The sequence below is a fragment of the Pseudomonas sp. P179 genome, assembly GCF_000478485.2.
Lineage (GTDB): Bacteria > Pseudomonadota > Gammaproteobacteria > Pseudomonadales > Pseudomonadaceae > Pseudomonas > Pseudomonas aeruginosa.
Genome location: NZ_KI517354.1, coordinates 121,503 through 140,984, shown reverse-complemented (window position 1 = coordinate 140,984; position 19,482 = coordinate 121,503). Strand labels below are relative to the sequence as shown.

Annotated in this window: 16 protein-coding genes; 10 read left to right on the top strand and 6 right to left on the bottom strand. The window is 69.1% G+C overall.

Annotated features, from left to right (window positions below):
* The first annotated feature begins 5 nt into the window (after window positions 1-5).
* From HMPREF1224_RS13620 to zapE, 10 genes are all read left to right on the top strand, one after another.
* Complete coding sequence (locus tag HMPREF1224_RS13620; RefSeq protein WP_003104706.1) at window positions 6-764, top strand: DotU family type IV/VI secretion system protein; 759 nt, start codon at window positions 6-8, stop codon at window positions 762-764.
* On the top strand, window positions 761-4,576 hold the full coding sequence (locus HMPREF1224_RS13615) for a type VI secretion system protein (protein ID WP_010793010.1): 3,816 nt from the start codon (window positions 761-763) through the stop codon (window positions 4,574-4,576). The genes HMPREF1224_RS13620 and HMPREF1224_RS13615 overlap by 4 nt, the downstream gene beginning before the upstream one ends.
* Window positions 4,573-5,673 carry a type VI secretion system protein TssA gene (gene tssA, locus HMPREF1224_RS13610; RefSeq protein ID WP_010793009.1) on the top strand — a complete coding sequence of 367 codons (1,101 nt, stop codon included), beginning with the start codon at window positions 4,573-4,575 and terminating at the stop codon, window positions 5,671-5,673. Before HMPREF1224_RS13615 ends, tssA begins: the two co-directional genes overlap by 4 nt.
* A gap of 109 nt (window positions 5,674-5,782) precedes the next feature.
* Window positions 5,783-6,868 (top strand): sigma-54 interaction domain-containing protein, encoded by a 1,086-nt coding sequence (locus HMPREF1224_RS13605; RefSeq protein ID WP_003089480.1) that lies wholly within the window; start codon window positions 5,783-5,785, stop codon window positions 6,866-6,868.
* Between the two features lie 235 nt (window positions 6,869-7,103).
* Window positions 7,104-7,370, top strand: coding sequence for a hypothetical protein (locus HMPREF1224_RS13600; protein WP_003089476.1), 267 nt, complete (start codon window positions 7,104-7,106; stop codon window positions 7,368-7,370).
* A 159-nt stretch (window positions 7,371-7,529) separates the two neighbouring features.
* Complete coding sequence (gene msuE, locus HMPREF1224_RS13595; protein ID WP_003089470.1) at window positions 7,530-8,090, top strand: FMN reductase; 561 nt, start codon at window positions 7,530-7,532, stop codon at window positions 8,088-8,090.
* Between the two features lie 9 nt (window positions 8,091-8,099).
* Entirely contained in the window at window positions 8,100-9,245 is a 1,146-nt protein-coding gene (gene ssuD, locus HMPREF1224_RS13590; RefSeq protein WP_003104713.1) for an FMNH2-dependent alkanesulfonate monooxygenase, read from the top strand.
* A 29-nt stretch (window positions 9,246-9,274) separates the two neighbouring features.
* Entirely contained in the window at window positions 9,275-10,459 is a 1,185-nt protein-coding gene (locus HMPREF1224_RS13585; RefSeq protein WP_003104714.1) for an acyl-CoA dehydrogenase family protein, read from the top strand.
* Window positions 10,456-11,586, top strand: coding sequence for a sigma-54 interaction domain-containing protein (locus tag HMPREF1224_RS13580; protein ID WP_003111445.1), 1,131 nt, complete (start codon window positions 10,456-10,458; stop codon window positions 11,584-11,586). The genes HMPREF1224_RS13585 and HMPREF1224_RS13580 overlap by 4 nt, the downstream gene beginning before the upstream one ends.
* A gap of 171 nt (window positions 11,587-11,757) precedes the next feature.
* Window positions 11,758-12,912: a cell division protein ZapE gene (zapE, locus tag HMPREF1224_RS13575; RefSeq protein WP_003111446.1), complete on the top strand. Its 1,155-nt coding sequence runs from the start codon at window positions 11,758-11,760 to the stop codon at window positions 12,910-12,912.
* A 65-nt stretch (window positions 12,913-12,977) separates the two neighbouring features.
* On the opposite strand, the gene HMPREF1224_RS13570 is transcribed toward zapE, so the two are convergent.
* The 6 genes from HMPREF1224_RS13570 to HMPREF1224_RS13545 form a co-directional block, all read right to left on the bottom strand.
* Entirely contained in the window at window positions 12,978-14,105 is a 1,128-nt protein-coding gene (locus HMPREF1224_RS13570; protein ID WP_003122702.1) for a glycerophosphodiester phosphodiesterase, read from the bottom strand.
* Between the two features lie 177 nt (window positions 14,106-14,282).
* Window positions 14,283-14,936, bottom strand: a complete 654-nt coding sequence (locus HMPREF1224_RS13565) for a methionine ABC transporter permease (protein ID WP_003111646.1) — start codon at window positions 14,934-14,936, stop codon at window positions 14,283-14,285.
* Complete coding sequence (locus HMPREF1224_RS13560) at window positions 14,920-16,029, bottom strand: methionine ABC transporter ATP-binding protein (protein WP_003144045.1); 1,110 nt, start codon at window positions 16,027-16,029, stop codon at window positions 14,920-14,922. Before HMPREF1224_RS13560 ends, HMPREF1224_RS13565 begins: the two co-directional genes overlap by 17 nt.
* Window positions 16,026-16,820: a MetQ/NlpA family ABC transporter substrate-binding protein gene (locus HMPREF1224_RS13555; RefSeq protein WP_003115004.1), complete on the bottom strand. Its 795-nt coding sequence runs from the start codon at window positions 16,818-16,820 to the stop codon at window positions 16,026-16,028. Before HMPREF1224_RS13555 ends, HMPREF1224_RS13560 begins: the two co-directional genes overlap by 4 nt.
* A gap of 31 nt (window positions 16,821-16,851) precedes the next feature.
* Complete coding sequence (locus HMPREF1224_RS13550; RefSeq protein ID WP_003106871.1) at window positions 16,852-18,240, bottom strand: LLM class flavin-dependent oxidoreductase; 1,389 nt, start codon at window positions 18,238-18,240, stop codon at window positions 16,852-16,854.
* A 17-nt stretch (window positions 18,241-18,257) separates the two neighbouring features.
* Window positions 18,258-19,475, bottom strand: a complete 1,218-nt coding sequence (locus tag HMPREF1224_RS13545) for an SfnB family sulfur acquisition oxidoreductase (protein ID WP_003089457.1) — start codon at window positions 19,473-19,475, stop codon at window positions 18,258-18,260.
* Window positions 19,476-19,482: the final 7 nt, after the last annotated feature.

The following is a 19,482-nucleotide window of genomic DNA, read 5'->3' as shown; positions in this document are numbered from 1 at the left end:
CGCCAATGCCCGAAGGGAGTGCAGGGCCTTTTTCCCAGGCGTACCAGGAGCAACCGCTCAGCACGGCATTCCGCCAGGCCTGGCAGGAATGGCTGGAGGCCTGGGGCGCCCTCGACCGGGACGCCCAGGATGTGCCACGGATGGTCGAGCGCGCCCTCGAACTGTCCACCCGCATCACCCGGCGTCTGTGGCGCAGCGCCTTCGCCAGCGTCGGCGACGCGGCGGGCGTGCAGGTCAAGGCGATGGTCTATGCCTTCGTCGCCCTGGTCGACGAGACCCTGGTCTTCAGCGCCTGGCCGGGGCAGGGCGCCTGGCAGGACAAACCGCTGGAGTCGCATCTCTACGGCAGTCGCCAGGCGGGCGAATACCTGCCGCTGGCGATCAAGCGCCTGCTCGACGAACGCGCCCCGGCCAGTCGCGACCTGGCCAACGTCTACCTGCAATGCCTGATCCTCGGCTTCCGCGGTCGCCTGCGCGGGCCGCGCGGCGAGGCGCTGCACGAGAAGTGGCGGCAGGCGCTGTTCGCCTTCGCCTGGCAGCGCGAGGCGGACGCCGCCGACCTCGGCCGTCGCCTTGAGCAGCCCGCCGCTGCGCCGCCACGGCGTCTGCCGGTGCGCGCAGCGCTGCCGGACGGTTTCCGCCTGGGCCTGGCGGTGCTCGGGCTGGTGCTGTTGATGAGCGGTATCGGACACCTGTTCTGGCGCGACATCCAGCATGAAATGGCGGCGGTGACCCACCTGGCCGATGCGGAGCAGGCGCCATGAGCGGCGCGACGCTGTTCATGCTGGTTCTCCTCCTGGTGCTGCTGGCGCTGCTGCTGGGGACGCTGGGCTGGTGGTGGCGGACCCGGGGCGGTACGGAGATCCGCAGCTTCTACGCGGCGGTCCGGCAGATGGAGCGCGAGCAGGGCTGGCAGGGCCGCTACGAAGCGCCGTGGCTGCTGATGCTCGGCAACGAGACCGAGGGCGAGCAGTTGTGCTCCACCTGGCGTCTGTTGCCGGTGGCGCGTCCGGCCTGGTTCGGCCGCTGGTGGTCGGACGGCGAGGGGGCGATCCTGCTGGTGCCCGAGTCGGTGTTCCTGCCCGACGAGGGCCTGCGCCGGCAAAGCGGCGCCTGGCTGCGCCTGTTGCGTCTGTTCCTGCGCCTGCGCGGCAGGCGCGCGCTGGACGGGGTGGTCTGGAACATTCCGCTGGCGCGGTTGCAGGATGGCGAGCAGGCGGCCAACCTCGGCCTCGCCGCGCGCCGTCGCTACGTGGAACTGACCCAGCGCCTTGGCCTGAGCCTGCCGGTTTACGTGGTGATCACTGGCCTGGAAGACCTGCCGGGTTTCCAGGAACTTCTCGCGGCGCTGCCCGAGGAGGCGCGCGAGCGCGCCCTCGGCTGGTCCTCGCCGTTCGCCGCCGAAGCGGCCTGGCAGTCGCGCTGGTGCGAGCAGGCGCTGGAGGAAATCACCGCCACCCTGACCGAGTCGATCGTCGAACTCGGTACCTTGCGCGGCCAGGTGGACAATGAGCTGTATTGCCTGCCGCCACGCCTGGAAAGCCTCCGCGGTTCGTTGCAGGCGCTGCTCGAACCGGTCTTCCAGGGCAACGCCAGAGGCGAGGCGCCGCGCTTTCGCGGTCTCTACCTGAGCGGCAGCGAGGCGGCGGGCGCGGCAGCCGACGAAGTCCTGCCGGCGGTCGACGCGCCGCGTCGGCGCAGCAGCTTCGCCAGCCAACTGTGGGCACGGCGGATCCTTGCCGAGGAAGGCCTGGCCCAGGCGGTGCCGCGCATCCTCCAGCTGCGTCAGCGCTGGCAGCGCGGGATCGGCCTCGCCGCGTTGTGCCTGTGCCTGCTCTGGGGCGGCCTGATGACCTGGGTCTGGCGCGACGCGCTGCGCGACGCCGGTGAACTGTCGCAACTGCTGCATGGCGCCAGTGAGCGCTACCAGCCGCTCGACGACGACACTCGGCGCGCCGCCCAGGTCCGGCAGAACGTCCAGGCCTGGTGGCAACTGGTGTCACAGGCGCCGCGCTGGCGCTTCACTTCGCTGGCGTTTCCCAGTTCCTGGTTTTCCTCCCTGGATGCACGTATCGACAACGCGTATCGCCGCGTTTCCGAGCGCCTGCTGGTGCGACCGCTGCGCAGCCTGCTGGAAGGCGAGGCGAGCGACCTGCGGGCGATCCGCAGCGATGGCCAACCCGGCCTGAAGGAGGGCGACGACCCCAGCCAGTGGAAGGACTACCTGGCGGCGAAGGACCTGGTCGCCCGCGCCACTACGCTGGAGCGCCACAATCGCTTGTTCGCCCAGGCCATCGACAACCGCAGGACGCCGCTCGACGACCTTCTGCAACTGAGTAACGATGCCTTGGGCAGCAGCTACAACGCCGGCAGCCTGGCGCGCCTGGCCTATTACAACCGCACGCTGTTCGCCGAGCGTCCGGCCGATCTCGCCGCCCTCGACCTGGGCCGGGTCGCCGCCACGGCGGCGGATAACTTCCATGACCTGATGGCACGCTGGCTGAACGCCTACTTCCTCACCGACAGCCTGGAACGCACCGGCAATGCCCTGACCCAGGAACTCGCGCAGCTCGGCCAGGAACGAGACGCCACGGCGGCCCAGTTGCTGGGGATCGGCGAATTGATCAACCACCTGCAGCAACAGGTCAACCGCATCAACCTGATCTGGGGCAATGGCGTCGGCCAGGATCTCGTCCCTGGCTACCAGAACCTGCTCAAGAGCGCCCAGCAAAGCAGCTTGCTGGGAAACCGCGTGGAGGAACTGCAGAACCTCACCGTGCAGTTGCAGCAGCAGTTTCGCAGCGAATGGATCGCGCCTCCGGAGGCTGCCGGCGACGGCCTGCTGGTGAAACAGGGGGCGACGCTCAAGCTGGCCGATGACCTGCTCGGTCTGAAACGCGCCATCGATGACCTGAAGACCAAGGACTTCGTCTCCGTGGCCCTGGCGGACAAGACACTGGCGGACCACTCCTTGCTGAGCATCGACGATATCGGCGTGACTCAGGCGTTGAGCTTCTTCAACGACTTCACCGGCTACTACGAGAGCACCCTGCCATCGCTCAACCCGCGCTATCGCTATTCGGTCCTGCACGCCGCCGCCAGCGCGGCGACCGAGGCCATGTGGCAAAGCCTCGGGCCGCGCAGTCGTAGCCTGGCCAGTCGCAATGCCTCGCGTTTCGACGTGCAGGTCAAGCAGGTCCAGGTGTTGCAGGCGGCGCTGCTGGAGTTGCAGGACCTGCAGGCCGGCGCGCGCCTGCTGCTCAGCCTCAACGCGCTGGCCGTGGCCGATATCGGCCAGGCCCTGCGCGACATCGACGAGCAGGCGGTGCTGCGCGAGCCGGTCGATTTCAGCCGCTGGTCGGGCGCGCCGAATTTCGGCCTGCAGATGTTCCGCGCCCAGGACAGTGCCGAGCTGAAGCAAAGCCTGAACAGCCAGTTCAATGCCATGGCGGCCGTCGCCGAACGCCACGCCCCGGCGCTGGAGTGGTTGCAGGCGCAGCAATCCAGCCTGGCCACCGCCGACTACAACGCGTTCGTGCGCTTCAGCGCGCTCAATGCCGAACTGCAGAAATTCAAGGCCGACAACCCGGCGAGCACCGCGGCGCAGTTGGCGAAGCTGGTGGGTAACGATTTCAACCAGATGGACATCGGCAGTTGCTCCGACATTCTCAACGGCGTGCTCCTGCCGTCCAGCCGCAGCGACCTGGCGACGCGCCTGGTGGACCTGCGCCAGGGCGCGCTCGGGCGCTGCCAGTCGTTGCAACAGCAGCAGGCGGCGCAGGCCTGGAAGGACCTCGCCGACTACTTCAACCAGTACCTCGCCGGACGCTTCCCGTTCGCCTACAGCCTGGAAGCGGTCGATGCCGAGCCGGGGCGGGTGCGGCACCTGCTGAAACTGATGGAGACGCGCTTGCCGCAGGTGCGCGAAGGGCTGGCCCAGGTTCGCTCGCCGGACCTGCCGGCCGCCGAGGACTTCGTCCGCCGCCTGGAGCAGGCGCAGCGCTGGCTCGGCCCGCTGTTCGAGCGCGACAAGTCGGGCCTGCTCGGCGTCGCCCTGGACATCGACTGGCGCAGCGACCGCAGCCTGGAACGCGGCGCCGACCAGGTGATCGCCTGGAGCCTGTACTCGGGCGACCAGGAAAGCCGTTTCCCCGGCGCGCAGGACAAGGGCCTGACCTGGAATGTCGGCGATCCGCTGAAAATCATGCTGCGCTGGGCGAAGAACGGCTCGCAGCGTCCGGCAGACGACCCGCGCCAGGCCAGCCTGGCGGTGGCCGACCTCGAGGCCGGCTGGAGCTACCAGGGCTCCTGGGCGCTGTTGCGCATGATGCGCGCGCACTTCTCCCGGCAGCGCCCGCCGAACGTCGACTACACGGAGTTTCCGCTGGTCCTGCAACTGCCGGTGTATGCGCCCTACAGCCCGGAAAACGAGGCGCGGATGTTCCTCCGCCTGTCGTTGATGAGCCTGGGCGGCAAGACCCCGCTGTCCATCCAGCCGCTGCCGGTGCGCGCGCCGCAATCGCCGTTCGCGACGCTGTTGCCGGCCACCGTCGCCAGCACCGGAGGTACCCCATGACCCTGCCTCTTTCCGGCAACGCCCTGTCCCTGGAAGTGCTGCTCGAACCGATCGACCCCGGACAGCCGTGCGGCCCCAGCCTGCGCTACGACCCGGACTACGACCGCCTGCGCGAGTTGCGCCGGGAGGACGACAGCAGCCTGCCGACCGGCGTCTGGCAAGCGGAGGCCAAGCGCGCCGACTGGGCCGCGGTGGAGCAGTTGGCCAGCGAACTGTTGCAGCGGCGCAGCAAGGACCTGATGCTCGCCGCCTGGCTCGGCGAGGCCTGGCTGCAACGCGGCGGGCTGGGCGGATTGCAGCGCGCGCTGGTGCTGCTGGCGGAACTCTGCGAGCGCTACCCCGAGGAGGTGCATCCGCAAGCCCAGGACGGCGACCAGTCGTGGCGGGTGCCGCCCATCGACTGGCTGTTGCGCCGCTATGCCGAGCTGCTGCACACGCGCCTGCCGCTGATGGGGCAGGGCGCGTTCGCCGAGATCACCCTCTATGCCTGGCAGAGGTTGCAGCGCCAGCAGGTCGCCAGCGGCGACAGCAAGAGCGCCAAGGCGGCGCTGGAAGCGGCGCAACTTCAGCAGAAGAAGCTAGACGAAGCGTTGCGCGCGGAGCCCCTGGTGCAATGGCAGCGCAAGCAGGCCAGCCTGCTCGCCTGCCAGCAGCAACTACAGCGCCTGGAACAGTGGTGCGACCGCTGCCTGGGCGAACTCGCCCCCAGTTGCCAGCCATTGCGCGAGGTCATCGCGCAATGGCTGGCCTTGCTCAAGGAGTTCATCGCCATGCACCCGCAAGCGCCGCTGTCCGAAGAACAGCCCCCGGTCGCGGAGGCGGATGCCAGCGGAGGCGACGCGGACGGCGAGGAAAGCGTCCCGGCGAGCGCGCCGAGCGGGCCGGCTGGCGCGCCGACCAGTCGCGAGGACGCCTACCGGCAATTGCTGCTGATCGCTGACTACCTGGCGCGCACCGAGCCGCACAGCCCGGTTCCCTACCTGATCAAGCGCGCGGTGGAGTGGGGCAACAAGCCGCTGAGCGAGTTGCTGGCGGAGCTGATCAATGCGGACTCGGAGGCGCGCCGAGTCTGGTCGCTGCTTGGCGTACTGCCCTAATGAGCGGGGTTATATTTTTTATTCGAATATATAAATACGAATTCAGAATTTTTTAATCTATGGGTTCCTGGGGCAAGATGGGCGCACATTCCCCGGCTCGGAACCCAGCATGTCCGTCATCACCCATCCCCACGCCCGCGAGCTGACCAAATCGGTGCGCGCCACCGTGCTGGTGTTCAACGACCCCCGTTCCCGCGAGCTGCTGGAGCGCATCGAGCGCCTGGCGCCCAGCGAGGCCAACGCGCTGGTCATCGGCGAGACCGGCACCGGCAAGGAGCTGGTGGCGCGCCATATCCATGCCCTCAGCGGACGCAGCGGCGGCCCGTTCGTCGCGGTCAACTGCGGTGCATTCGCCGAGAGCCTGGTGGAGAGCGAGCTGTTCGGCCACGAGAAGGGCGCCTTTACCGGTGCGTTGCAGAGCAAGGCCGGCTGGTTCGAGGCGGCCAACGGCGGCACCTTGTTCCTCGACGAGATCGGCGACCTGCCGCCGAGCATCCAGGTCAAGCTGCTGCGCGTGCTGCAGGAGCGCGAGGTGGTGCGGCTCGGTTCGCGCCGGCCGATCCCCATCGACGTGCGGCTGGTGGCGGCGACCAACGTTGACCTGGCCGACGCGGTGGTCGCCGGGCACTTCCGCGAGGACCTGTTCTACCGCCTGCACGTGGCGACCATCCAACTGCCGCCGTTGCGCGAGCGCCGCGGCGATATCCTGCCGCTGGCCGAGTACTTCATCGTCGAGCACTGCCGGCGCCTCGGCTACACCAGCGCGAGCCTGAGCCCGGAAGCCGAGCGCAAGCTGCTCGGGCATTCCTGGGCGGGCAATATCCGCGAGCTGGAGAACGCCATCCACCACGCGCTGCTGGTCTGCCGCAACCGCCTGATCCAGCCGGCCGACCTGCACCTCATCGACATGCGTGCGCGCCAGGAGCCGAGCGGCTTGCGCCGCGCCCCCGAGAGCGCCGCCGGCTCGGCGCTGGAAGCGGCGCTGCAGGCACTGTTCGAGGAAAACCGCGAGGATCTCTACGAGCACATCGAGGAAACCGTGTTCCGCGCCGCCTATCGCTTCTGCCACGGCAACCAGTTGCAGACCGGACGCCTGCTGGGGATCAGCCGCAACATCGTGCGCGCCCGCCTGGAGAAGATCGGCGAGCTGGAAACCTCGCCACGACACAACGTGGTCTCGCTGGTGGGCAAGTGAGCGTGGTGCTTTACAGTCTTTCACAATTCCCCCACAAAACCGGCAAGAACCCGGACGGCGGCTGTTCTACAACGGAGCGGTGAATCTCGTTGGCCGGACCAGGGACGTCGCCATGCCTCGCTCCGCTCGCCTGTGTCGCTCGCTCCCGGTAGCCGCTTTCCCGGCCGCGCCGAGTCCGCCCGGTCCTCCAGTCACAGCAACCTTGGTTTCCCGACCCGGCGAAGAGGATCGCTGCATGCCGTACTGTTCGCCGGAACAACTCGCCGACCTCGGCCCGCTGCTGGATTGCCTGCGCCGCTGGCCGCGCATCCGCGAGCCGCGGCCGGGGGTGTTCTACCTGGGCGACCAGCCGTTCTGCCAGTTCCATTCGCGCAATGGCCAGCGCTGGGCCGACGTCAAGCGCCGCAAGGGGCGCCTGCCGCCGTTCGTCCTGCCGCCGGGCGACCAGTATTCGGCGCGGGCATTCCAGATATTCCTGCTCCAGGCCTACAAGCTGAACTGAACTGTTGCCCGGGCAACAGTCGGACAGCAGCGCTGTTGCGTGGCTGACAGGCCGAGGCCGGAAACCCGCCGCAACTGCCCGGAAAACGCACATTTCCCCGTTGGTACGGCCCTTGCTCCAGGGCACTGCACCTAGCGCAACAGTCCACAGGGAAATCCCATGACCAGCCCCTTCAAAGTCGTCGCCGTCTCCGGCGGCACTTATCGCCCGTCCCGCACCCTGGTACTCACCCAGGCCCTGATCGCCGAGCTTGGCCAGTCGCTGCCGATCGACAGCCGAGTCATCGAGCTGACCGACATCGCCGCGCCGCTGGGCGCTACCCTGGCGCGCAACCAGGCGCCGGCGGAACTGCAGGCGGTGCTCGACGAGATCGAAAGCGCCGACCTGCTGCTGGTCGCCTCGCCGGTCTACCGTGGCTCCTATCCGGGCCTGCTCAAGCACCTGTTCGACCTGATCGACCTCAACGCCTTGATCGACACCCCGGTGCTGCTCGCCGCCACTGGCGGCACCGAGCGCCACGCGCTGGTCCTCGACCACCAGTTGCGCCCGCTGTTCAGCTTCTTCCAGGCGATCACCCTGCCCATCGGGGTCTACGCCAGCGAGGCCGACTTCGACAACTACCGGATCGTCAGCGAGCCGCTGAAGGCGCGCATCCGCCTCGCCGCCGAGCGCGCCGCGCCGCTGTTCGGCGGACGCTCCGAACTGTTGAAGATCGCCTGAGGTGCGCCGATGAACGTGTTCTGGTTCCTCCCGACCCACGGCGATGGCCACTTCCTCGGCACCAGCCAGGGCGCGCGGCCGGTCTCGCTGCCTTACCTGAAACAGGTGGCACAGGCGGCCGATAGCCTCGGCTACCACGGCGTGCTGATCCCCACCGGACGCTCCTGCGAGGACTCCTGGGTGGTGGCCTCGGCGCTGGCGCCGCTGACCGAGCGCCTGCGCTTCCTGGTGGCGATCCGTCCGGGAATCGTTTCGCCGACCGTCTCGGCGCGGATGGCGGCGACCCTCGACCGCCTGTCCGGCGGGCGCCTGCTGATCAACGTGGTCACCGGCGGCGATCCCGACGAGAACCGCGGCGACGGCATCCATCTCGGCCACGCCGAGCGCTACGAGGTCACCGACGAGTTCCTTCGGGTCTGGCGGCGCGTCCTGCAGGGCGAGGCGGTGGACTTCCACGGCAAGCACATCCACGTGGAGAACGCCAAGGCGCTCTATCCGCCGCTGCAACGGCCGTATCCGCCGCTGTACTTCGGCGGTTCCTCGGAGGCCGCCCACGAACTGGCCGGCGAACAGGTGGACGTCTACCTGACCTGGGGCGAGCCGTTGCCGGCGGTGGCGGCGAAAATCGCCGACGTGCGCCAGCGAGCGGCTCGCCATGGGCGTACGGTGAAGTTCGGCATCCGCCTGCATGTGATCGTCCGCGAAACCGCCGAAGAAGCCTGGCGCGCCGCGGACAGGCTGATCGAACACATCTCCGACGAAACCATCGCCGCCGCGCAGCAGTCCTTCGCCCGTTTCGACTCCGAAGGCCAGCGACGCATGGCCGCGCTGCACGGCGGCCGCCGCGATCGCCTGGAGATCCAGCCGAACCTCTGGGCCGGGGTCGGCCTGGTGCGCGGCGGCGCCGGCACCGCGCTGGTCGGCGATCCGCGGCAGGTGGCGGAGCGCATCGGGGAATACGCCGAGCTCGGCATCGACAGCTTCATCTTCTCCGGCTATCCGCACCTGGAAGAGGCCTACCGCTTCGCCGAACTGGTCTTCCCGCTGCTGCCCGAACCCTACGCCAGCCTGGCCGGCCGTGGGCTGACCAACCTGACCGGGCCGTTCGGCGAAATGATCGCCAACGACGTGCTGCCGGCTCGCGCCGGCGCTTGAGCAGCCGGGCCCCCGAGGAGAAACCCCCTGTGAATGCGAAGACCCGCCCCGAGGCGCAAACGCCGTTGCAGATCGCCCGGCGCCTGGCCGCCGATTTCGCCGAGAACGCCGCCGAGCGCGACGTCGCCGGCGGTACCCCGAAGGCCGAGCGCGACGCGTTGCGCCGCAGCGGCCTGTTGTCGCTGATCATCCCGCGCGAATACGGCGGCCTGGGGGCGAGCTGGAGCGAAACCCTGCAAACCGTGCGCGAACTGGCCCGGGTCGACAGCTCGATCGCCCACGTCTATGGCTTCCAGCACCTGATGCTGGCCACCGTGCGCCTGTTCTCGCGGCCCGAGCAATGGCAGCCGTGGTTCGAGCTGACCGCGCGCAACCGCTGGTTCTGGGGCAACGCGCTGAACCCGCTGGACAACCGTACCGTGGCCCGGCGCTTCGACGGCTGGCGCGAGTTCTCCGGGAAGAAGAGCTTCTGCTCCGGCGCCCGCGATTCGGAGATGCTCATCGCCTCGGCACTGGACGGCGAGGGCGGGGCGCTGCTGATTGCCGCCATCCCCACCGCGCGCAGCGGTATCAGCCTGGGCCAGGATTGGGACAACATGGGCCAGCGGCAGACCGACAGCGGCAGCGCGATCTTCGAGCGGGTGCGGGTGGAGGAGAGCGAGTTGCTGCTCGATCCCGGGCCGCTGAGCACGCCGTTCGCCTGCCTGCGGCCGCTGATCGCCCAGTTGATCTTCACCGAGGTGTTCCTCGGCATCGCCGAAGGCGCCTTCGAGGAGGCTCGCCAGTACACCCTGCGCGAAGCGCGACCGTGGTTCCGCTCCGAGGTCGCCGAGGCCAATGCCGACCCCTATGTGCTGGCGCGCTACGGCGAATTCTGGGTCGGCCTGGAAAGCACCCGGGCGCTGGTCGAGCGCGCCGCGCAGCGCCTCGACGCCGCCTGGTCCAAGGGCCCGGCGCTGGACGCCAGCGAGCGCGGCCAGTTGGCCCTGGCCATCGCCGCCGCCAAGGTCGCCGCGACGCGCAACGGCCTCGACCTGTGCAACCGCATGTTCGAAGTCACCGGCGCCCGCTCCACTCACGCCGCCCTGCGCCTGGACCGCTACTGGCGCAACCTGCGCACCCAGACCCTGCACGACCCGCTGGACTACAAGATCCGCGAGCTGGGCGACTGGGCGCTGAACCAGTCACCGCCGCAACCGACCTTCTACTCATGAACGCTTCTACCCGTACTCCCGACCGGCTGCTGACGCTGCCACGTTCGCCGAACCTGGCGACCTCGATCCGCGCCACCGCCCAGGTCTTCGAGGATCCGAAGTCCCAGGCCCTGCTCGAACACCTGCGCCAGGTGGCGCCGAGCGAGGCCAGCGTGCTGGTGATCGGCGAGACCGGCACCGGCAAGGAACTGGTGGCGCGGCATATCCACAACCTCAGCGCGCGGCGCAACGGCCCGTTCGTGGCGGTCAACTGCGGGGCCTTCTCCGAGTCACTGGTGGAAGCCGAGCTGTTCGGCCACGAGAAGGGTGCCTTCACCGGCGCCCTGGCGGCCAAGGCCGGCTGGTTCGAGGAGGCCAACGGCGGCACCCTGTTCCTCGACGAGATCGGCGACCTGCCGATGCCGATCCAGGTCAAGTTGCTGCGCGTGTTGCAGGAGCGCGAGGTGGTGCGCCTGGGGTCGCGCAAGAGCATCCCCATCGACGTGCGCGTGCTGGCGGCGACCAACGTGCAACTGGAGCGGGCGATCAATGCCGGGCACTTCCGCGAGGACCTGTACTACCGGCTCAATGTCGTCAGTCTCGAACTGTCGCCGTTGCGCGAGCGACCCGGCGACATCCTGCCGCTGACCCGCCACTTCATCGCCGAATACAGCCGTCGCCTGGGCTACGGCCAGAGCCAGTTGAGCCCGGAGGCGGCGCAGAAGTTGCGTGCCTATTCCTGGCCGGGGAACATCCGCGAGCTGGAGAACGTCATCCACCATACCTTGCTGATCTGCCGCGACGGGCTGATCCGCGCGGATGACCTGCACCTGTCCAACCTGCGCCTGGAGCGTGGCGAGGAGCTGGCGCGCGGGGGCCCGGCGAGCGGCGCCGCCGAGCACTTGTTGCAGCAGGCTTTCCAGCGTCTGTTCGAAGAGCAGGGCGAGAACCTCCATGGGCGGGTCGAAGATGCCCTGCTGCGCGCGGCGTACCGTTTCTGCCACGGCAACCAGGTGCATACCGCCAACCTGCTGGGACTCAGCCGCAACGTCACGCGCACGCGGCTGATCGCCATCGGCGAACTGGTGGTGAACAAGCGCGGTGGCCAGCGGATCGATGGCGAGCGGGCGGTGCGGTTGTCGATCTGAGTTCAGGCGCTCGGGATCGCGGCGGGTAAGCGCAAGCGGTTATTCGGCCAACCTCCCGCAACTATCCGCCGTGCCGGCGCTGCGGCATTCGCCCAAACCCAGCCGGGCGCAGTAGACTCGGCGCTTTGCGGAGCGTCTGGCTCCGCGCTCTGCGCCAGGTGGAACTGCCCGATGCCCGATACCTCTCCCGATCTGCCGGCCATGTCGCCGCTCGCCGTCTATCGCCAGGCCGTGGAACAGCGCGGTTTCGCTCCCGACGAGGCGCAGCGGCGCGCCGCCGAGGCGCTGGAGCGTTGTTTCCAGGCCCTGCATGAAGCTCACCGCCACGGCGCGATCCAGGGCGTCTACCTGTGGGGACCGGTAGGACGCGGCAAGACCTGGCTGATGGATCACTTCTACCAGTGCCTGCGCGTGCCCGCGCGGCGCCAGCACTTCCACCACTTCATGCAATGGGTGCACCAGCGCCAGTTCGAACTGACCGGTACAGCCGACCCGTTGCGCGCCCTGGCCCGCGAGTTGGCGCGGGACGTGCGGGTGCTGTGCTTCGACGAGCTGTTCGTCAGCGATATCGGCGATGCCATCCTGCTCGGCAGCCTGCTGCGCATCATGTTCGAGGAGGGCGTGGTGCTGGTGGCCACTTCCAACCAGCCACCGGAGCAGTTGTACGCCGACGGTTTCAACCGCGAACGCTTCCTCCCGGCGATCGAGGCGATCCAGCGGCACATGGCGGTGGTCGCGGTGGATGGCGGCCAGGACCACCGCCTGCATCCCGGCCGGGCCGAGCAACGCTACTGGGTGGTGGAGGCGGGGCAGGCGAGCGGTTTCGCCGAACTCTTCGCGCGCCTGAGTGCCGGCGAAGCGGCATCCACGCAGCCCATCGAACTGGGGCACCGCCCGCTGGCGGTGCACCGGCACAGCGAATCGGTGCTCTGGTGCAGCTATGCGCAGCTCTGCGAGGCGCCGCTGTCGGCGCTGGACTTCATCGGCCTTTGCGACCGCTACCGGGCGATCCTGATGGACGACCTGCCGTGCCTGAGCGCCAGCCAGCGCGAAGGCCGCATAGCCCGTGGCACCGAGGACGGCGCGCAACTGGTGGAGGCGGGGGATCGCGAATTGCCGCAGTTGTCGGTGCACGACGACGGCGTGCGGCGCTTCATCGCCCTGGTGGACGAATGCTACGACCGCAAGGTGCCGCTCTACCTGGAGGCCAGGGTGCCGTTGGAGGCACTTTATACCGAGGGCTACCTGGCCTTCGCCTTCCGTCGCACCCTCAGCCGGCTGCGCGAGATGCAGCTGGCACGCTTCGGCAGCGACAGCGCCGGCTAGCGCCGCGCCGCCGAAGCGGGAACTGCGGATGGCCGCCCGCGCTCATCCGCCGGCCAGGCCGAGGCTCAGTAGCCGTGCCGGCGCAGCAGCGCGTCCATGTCTTGCGCCGCCGGGCGGCCCTGGAACTTCAGCAGTTCCGAGGTGCGGTTGGTGAAGAAACCGTCGACGCCGGCCGCGCCTAGGGCCTTGAAGTCTTCCGCCGAGTCCACCGAGTAGGCATGGATGAACAACCCGCGCGCGTGGGTCATGCGGTTCATCCAGGGTTTCACCAGGTCGGCGTAGCTCTGTTCGCCGCGTTCGCTGAGGGTCGCCGAGGGCCCGGTGCCCAGCGCGCCGTGGGCCTTGGCCCAGTCCAGCCAGGCGCCGAACTCGGCTTCGGACTTCACTTCCTGCCTGGCGTAGAAGGCCGCCTTGTCGGTTTCCCCGGATTCCTTGAAGGTCACTGGCGAACGGGCTTCCAGGTAACCGTCGCCGAGCCACAGCAGGAGAATCTTCGGCACTTGCGGCATGCTTTCTTGCAGCAGCTCCAGGCTGCTCTTCTCGAAGGTCTGCAGGATCACCCGGCCATTGCCGTGGGCCACGTCGACATGCCCGGCGGCGGCGCGCTCGCGGGGTTGCAGCCAGCCGCGGCGTTCCAGCAGCTTGCGCAGGTCGTCTTCGATGCCGGGGAATTGCGCCGGTACCTTGGTCTCCAGGTACAGGCCCGGCTTGTTGGCGCCGCCCTCGGCGATGTCGAGCATCTCGTCGAGGGTGAGGATGCGCAGGCCGACGAAGCCGGGCCGGGCGCGCTCGGGGAAGGCGCGATTGAACCAGGAGCCGGCGTCCAGGCGCTTGAGTTCGGCGAGAGTGAAGCTGCTCACCGGGTCCTTGGCGCGCTCCGGGAAGACCTCGGCGACGTCGGTGGTGCGCTCCAGGGTGTCGTCGTGGAGGGCGACCAGCACGCCGTCGCGGCTGCGCTGCACGTCGGCTTCCAGATAGTCGGCGCCGAGGTCGCGGGCCAGCAGGTAGGCCGCGGCGGTTTCCTCGGGGGCGTCGTACGAGGCGCCGCGGTGGGCGATGACCGCCGGCCAGGGCACGCCGGCGGCGGCGCTGAGGGCCTTGCCGGACGGCTCCGCGGCCTGGGCGGCGAGCCCCGCCGTCAGGCCGAGGAGGCCCAGGGTCTTGAATGTTCCTTGCCAGAATCTTTGCCGCATGAGGCGCCTTTCCTTCTTTCTTTTTCACGGGATTGCCGACCAGTCTGGCGTCGCCGGATGACCGGAGGACGACAGATACAGGTCTGTCCGGCGCGGGGAAAGATGCGCTGTCGCGGCGACGCTGGTTCCTGTCGCCCTCGGCAAAGCGCCAGCCCTCCCAGGCCGGGAGGGCGGATTCTACAGGCGTTTGTTCAGCAGGCGGGCCAGGCGGTCGCCGCCGAACTGGATCAACGTGACCAGCAGCACAAGGACGATGATCACGGTGAGCATCACCTGGGTGTCGAAGCGCTGGTAGCCGTAGCGGTAGGCCAGGTCGCCCAGGCCGCCGGCACCGATCGCGCCGGCCATGGCCGAGGAATTGATCATGGTCACCAGGGTGATGGTGAAGCCGCCGACGATGCCCGGTCGCGCCTCCGGCAACAGTACGTTGCAGATGATGTGGCGGCGTTCGCAGCCCATCGCCTGGGCCGCCTCCACCAGGCCGTGGTCGACTTCGCGCAGGCTGACCTCGGCGATCCGCGCGAAGAACGGCGTGGCGGCGATGGTCAGCGGCACCACCGCGGCCCAGACTCCATAGCTGGTGCCGACGATCATCCGGGTAAAGGGAATCAGCGCCACCATCAGGATCAGGAAGGGTACCGAGCGCAGCACGTTGACCAGACCGCCCAGGATGCGATTGAGCAGGCGCGCCTCGAAGATCCCGCCCGGCCCGGTGGTGACCAGCACCAGGGCCAGCGGGATACCCACCAGCAGGACGATGGCGGAGGACGCGCCGATCATCAGCAGGGTATCGAGGAAACCTTGCCAGAGCCGTTCAAGCATGGGCGACATGGCCGAGCACCTCCACCTTGTCCGCCACCAGCGCGGCCTTGGCCAGCACGCCGGGAAGCTCGCCGGGCGGCGCGCCGACCTGTAGCAGCAGGCGCCCCAGGGCGCGGCCCTGGATACGCTCTATGCCGCCGTGGAGCAGGTCGACGCGCTGGCCGATGGCCCTGGCGATGGCCAGCAGGTCCGGCACCCGTCGGCTGGCGCCGGTGTACTGGAGATCGAGCAGCACCGGGTCGCCGGCGCCGGGAGCCTGGCGCAGGCGCGCCTGGAGGTCGGCCGGGAGGGCGGCGCGCAGGCTGCCGAGCAGGCTTCGGGTGACGGCATGGCGCGGATCGCCGAAGACTTCCCAGACTTCGCCCTGTTCGACGATGCGGCCGCATTCGAGGACCACCACGCGGTCGCAGATCTCGCGGATGACCGCCATCTCGTGGGTGATCAGCACGATGGTCAGGCCCAGCCGGCGGTTGATGTCGCGCAGCAGCGCGAGGATCGCCTGGGTGCTCTCCGGGTCCAGCGCCGAGGTGGCTTCGTCGCAGAGCAGTATCTGCGGCTGGTGCACCAGCGCGCGGGCGATGCCGACGCGCTGTTTCTGCCCGCCGGAGAGCTGCGCCGGATAGGCGTCGCGTTTTTCCTCCAGGCCGACCAGTTGCAGCAGCCCGGCGACCCGCTCCTCGATCCGTGCCCGGGGCACCCCGGCCACCCGCAGCGGCAGGGCGATGTTCTGCCACACGGTCTTGGCCGACATCAGGTTGAAGTGCTGGAAGATCATGCCGATGCGTCGGCGCAGGGCGACCAGGCGCTGGCCGTCGTAGCCGCCGATGTCTTCGTCGTCGATCAGCACCTGCCCCTCGCTGGGACGCTCCAGGCGATTGAGGGTGCGGATCAGCGAGGACTTTCCGGCGCCGCTGCGGCCGATGATGCCGAACACTTCGCCGCGGCGGATTTCCAGGTCGATCTCCCGCAGGGCCTGGACTCCACCGGGGTAGCGCTTGCCCAGGCCGTGGAGACGGATGTGCGGCGTGGAGGCGCGCGTGTCGGGCGCCGTCGGGAACGGTTCGAGGGGCAGCAGGCTCGGGGGAACGGTCATGGCCGTCACTCCCAGCCCGGCTGGTACAGCGTGCCATGGGCCTTGTCCAGCGCGGCGCGGACCACCGGTGAATGCTGGTAGATGTCGACGAAGCGCGCCAGGCGGCCGTCGCGGTCCTGGTAGTCGCCGCGGGTGACGAACTGGATCACGTATTCCCGGTTGTCGATCCCGTCGAACAGCAGTGCCCGGGTCGGGTCGATGGTCCCGGCCAGGCGCAGGTAGTGCGGGTAACCCTGGGCCAGGTCGAAATCGTCGAGGGCGCGCGCCAGTTGCACCGCCTCCAGCTCGGTGATGCGGATGTCCTTCGGGTTGTCGACGATATCGTCGAGGGTCGCCTTGTAGCCGACGCCGTCCCTGAGCTTCAGCAGGCCGGCCTTCTGTAGCAGTTGCAGGCCGCGGCCGCCATTGATCGGGTCGTTGGCGATGGCCACGCTGGCGCCTTCCGGCAACTCTGCGAGGCTGGCGTAGCGCTTCGAATAGAGCCCGACGTTGTTGATGATCCCCGGCGCGAACGGCTTCAACTGGAAGCCGCCTTCGCGGTTGGCGTTTTCCAGGAAGGGCACGTGCTGGAAGTAGTTGGCGTCGATGTCGCCCTGGGCGAGGGTGATGTTGGGGGCGTTCCAGTCGCTGAACTCGACCAGTTCGACCTTCAGTCCCTGCTTGCCGGCTTCGCTCACGGCGACTTCCAGCGGCGGGGCGAAGGCGGCGGTGGTGCCGATCTTCAGCGGGGCGTCGGCGGCCTGGGCCGGGCCGCTGCCGAGGAGGACGGCCAGGCTCAGGGTTTTCAGGGTGTTCAGCATGGTGGGCTCCTGAACGAAAGGGAAAGTGGGGTCAGGCCTGGCGCTGGCGCGCGGCCGGGGGCTGGCGGAAGGCGGCGCCGGCGTGTTCCGCCTGCAGGCGCGCGCGGCCGCCGCCGAAGAGCTTCTCCCGCAGGGTGCCGGGAGCGTAGGCGGTCTTGTAGCTGCCGCGTGCCTGCAACTCGGGCACCACCAGGTCGATGAAGTCGGCGTAGCTCTCCGGCTCCACGGTGCGGGTCAGGTTGAAGCCGTCCAGGCCGGTATCGGCGATCCAGCCTTCGAGGTCGTCGGCGACCTGGCGCGGGTCGCCTACCAGGGTCACGTAGCGGCCGCCCAGGGCCAACTGGTCGAGGAGCTTGCGCACGGTGGAGTCGGTGCGCGCCACGGTGAGGTTCTTCACCACCGACTCGATGGCGTTGTTCTTCTCGTAGCGGATCGGCTCGTCGAGTCCGTAGCGCGACAGGTCGATGCCGCTGGAGCTGGCGAAGTGCGCCAGGCCGGCCTCGGGGCTGGCGTAGCGGCGGTACTCGGCATGCTTGTCGCGGGCCTCGGCCGCGGTGGCGGCGACGATCACGTTGATGCCCATGAAGATCCTGATGTCCTCGGCGCGACGGCCGGCGCCGACCACCGCCGCGCGGATGCGCTGCACCAGTTGGCGGGTGGCCTCGCGGGTCTGTCCGGAGACGAACACGCATTCGGCGTGGCGCGCGGCGAAGGCCAGGCCACGCTCCGAGGAGCCGGCCTGGAACAGCACCGGGGTGCGCTGTGGAGAGGGCTCGGCGAGGTGGTAGCCCTCGACCTGGTAGAACTCGCCATGGTGGCGGATCTTGTGGATCTTCTCCGGCCGCGCGTAGACCCGTCGCTGGCGGTCGGCGAGCACCGCGTCGTCTTCCCAGCTGCCCTCCCAGAGCTTGTAGAGGACCTCCAGGTACTCGTCGGCGCGGTCGTAGCGGCGGTCGTGCTCGATCTGCGCGGACTGGCCCATGGCCTTGGCCGCGCTTTCCAGGTAGCCGGTGACGATGTTCCAGCCGATCCGCCCGTCGCTCAGGTGGTCGAGGGTCGAGAGCCGCCGGGCGAACGGGTAGGGCGCCTCGTAGGTGAGGTTGGCGGTGACGCCGAAACCCAGGTGCTCGGTGACCCCGGCCATGGCCGAGACCAGCATCAGCGGGTCGTTCACCGGCAACTGGACGGCTTCGCGGGCGGTCACCTCGATGCCGCCCTGGTAGACGTCGTAGACGCCGAGGATATCGGCGATGAACAGGCCGTCGAACAGGCCGCGCTCCAGCAGCCGGGCCAGCTCGGTCCAGTGGCGCAGTTTGCGGTAGTCGCTGGAGCGGTCGCGCGGGTGGGTCCAGAGGCCGTGGTTGATATGGCCGACGCAATTCATGCTGAAGGCGTTTAGGAGAATCTGCTTCTTGCTCATGGCGGTTCCTTCGGCGTTCAGAGCGTGCCGCGGCGTGGCGGCAGGCGGCCGTTGAGGTAGTAGTCGCCGACCGCGTGGTACTTCCAGCGCACCGGGTCGTGCAGGGTGTGTACGCGGGCGTTGCGCCAGTGGCGGTCGAGACCGAGTTCGGCGAGACAGGCGCGGCTGCCGCCAAGCTCGATCAGCTTGCTGCCGGCCAACAGGGCGACCTCGGTGGTCAGCGCGCGGGCTTCGGCGACGGCGATCGAGGCGGCCGCCACGCTTTCCGCGTCCGGCTCGGCGGTGGCCCGGTCGAGCACCCGCCCGGCACGCTCCAGCAGCGCTTCGGCGGCGTGCAGGCGGATCGCCAGGCGGCCGATCTCATGGATGGTCAGTGGGTCGTCGCTGGCCTTGTCGACGCCGGAGTCGACCCAGGGCCGGGCGCGCTCGCGGACGAAACGCAGGGTGTCCTCGAAGGCGCCGCGGGCGATCCCGGCGTCGATCGCCGCGTGGAGGATCTGTGCCAGCGGGCCGACGGTGGTCGGGCGCTCGAAGGCGTCCTGGAACGAGACCACGTCCTCGGCGGCCACCGCTACCCGGTCGAACAGCGCCGAACCGCTGCCGGTGGTGCGTTGACCGAAGCCGGACCAGTCGTCGACGATTTCCAGCCCGGCGCTGTCGCGCGGGACGAAGGCCAGTTGCTGGCGGCCCTCGTCGTCCACCGCCAGGGTCGGCACCCGCTGCGCGTAGAGTGCGCCGGTGCAGTAGAACTTGCGCCCGTCCAGGCGGTAGCCGTCGCCGTCGGCGCGCAGGCGGGTACGGCGCTCGCTGGCGGTACGCGTGCCGATCTCGGCCAGGGCGTTGCCGAAACGCTCGCCGGCCAGGGCGGCGCCGAACAGGCGACCTTTCTGCGCCGGCGAGCCGTTCACCCGCAGCACTTCGAGGGCGTAGAAATGGTTCTGCGGAATCTGCCCCAGGGAACTGTCGGCGGCGCTGACGATCGCCACCACCTTCGCCAGGGTCACCCGCGAGACGCCGGCCCCGCCGTATTCGCGGGGCACCGCGATGCCCCACAGGCCGGAGCGGGAGAACAGTTCCAGTTCTTCCAGCGGCAGGCGCCGCTCGCGGTCGCGCTGGATGCTTTCGCGGGCGAACAGGGCGGCCAGCTCGCGGGCCGTTTCCAGGGCTTCGTCGTCGCTGCCGATGCGATGGGCAGCGGCCGTGGGATTGTCGCGCGTAGCGTGTGCGAGGCTCATCGGGCGC

What these genes read in the sequence shown, in the direction of transcription:
- HMPREF1224_RS13620 (WP_003104706.1), top strand. Translation starts at nt 6, where the DNA reads ATGCCCGAAGGGAGTGCAGGGCCTTTTTCCCAGGCGTACCAGGAGCAA.
- HMPREF1224_RS13615 (WP_010793010.1), top strand. Translation starts at nt 761, where the DNA reads ATGAGCGGCGCGACGCTGTTCATGCTGGTTCTCCTCCTGGTGCTGCTG.
- tssA (WP_010793009.1), top strand. Translation starts at nt 4,573, where the DNA reads ATGACCCTGCCTCTTTCCGGCAACGCCCTGTCCCTGGAAGTGCTGCTC.
- HMPREF1224_RS13605 (WP_003089480.1), top strand. Translation starts at nt 5,783, where the DNA reads ATGTCCGTCATCACCCATCCCCACGCCCGCGAGCTGACCAAATCGGTG.
- HMPREF1224_RS13600 (WP_003089476.1), top strand. Translation starts at nt 7,104, where the DNA reads ATGCCGTACTGTTCGCCGGAACAACTCGCCGACCTCGGCCCGCTGCTG.
- msuE (WP_003089470.1), top strand. Translation starts at nt 7,530, where the DNA reads ATGACCAGCCCCTTCAAAGTCGTCGCCGTCTCCGGCGGCACTTATCGC.
- ssuD (WP_003104713.1), top strand. Translation starts at nt 8,100, where the DNA reads ATGAACGTGTTCTGGTTCCTCCCGACCCACGGCGATGGCCACTTCCTC.
- HMPREF1224_RS13580 (WP_003111445.1), top strand. Translation starts at nt 10,456, where the DNA reads ATGAACGCTTCTACCCGTACTCCCGACCGGCTGCTGACGCTGCCACGT.
- zapE (WP_003111446.1), top strand. Translation starts at nt 11,758, where the DNA reads ATGCCCGATACCTCTCCCGATCTGCCGGCCATGTCGCCGCTCGCCGTC.
- HMPREF1224_RS13570 (WP_003122702.1), bottom strand. Translation starts at nt 14,105, where the DNA reads ATGCGGCAAAGATTCTGGCAAGGAACATTCAAGACCCTGGGCCTCCTC.
- HMPREF1224_RS13565 (WP_003111646.1), bottom strand. Translation starts at nt 14,936, where the DNA reads ATGTCGCCCATGCTTGAACGGCTCTGGCAAGGTTTCCTCGATACCCTG.
- HMPREF1224_RS13555 (WP_003115004.1), bottom strand. Translation starts at nt 16,820, where the DNA reads ATGCTGAACACCCTGAAAACCCTGAGCCTGGCCGTCCTCCTCGGCAGC.
- HMPREF1224_RS13550 (WP_003106871.1), bottom strand. Translation starts at nt 18,240, where the DNA reads ATGAGCAAGAAGCAGATTCTCCTAAACGCCTTCAGCATGAATTGCGTC.
- HMPREF1224_RS13545 (WP_003089457.1), bottom strand. Translation starts at nt 19,475, where the DNA reads ATGAGCCTCGCACACGCTACGCGCGACAATCCCACGGCCGCTGCCCAT.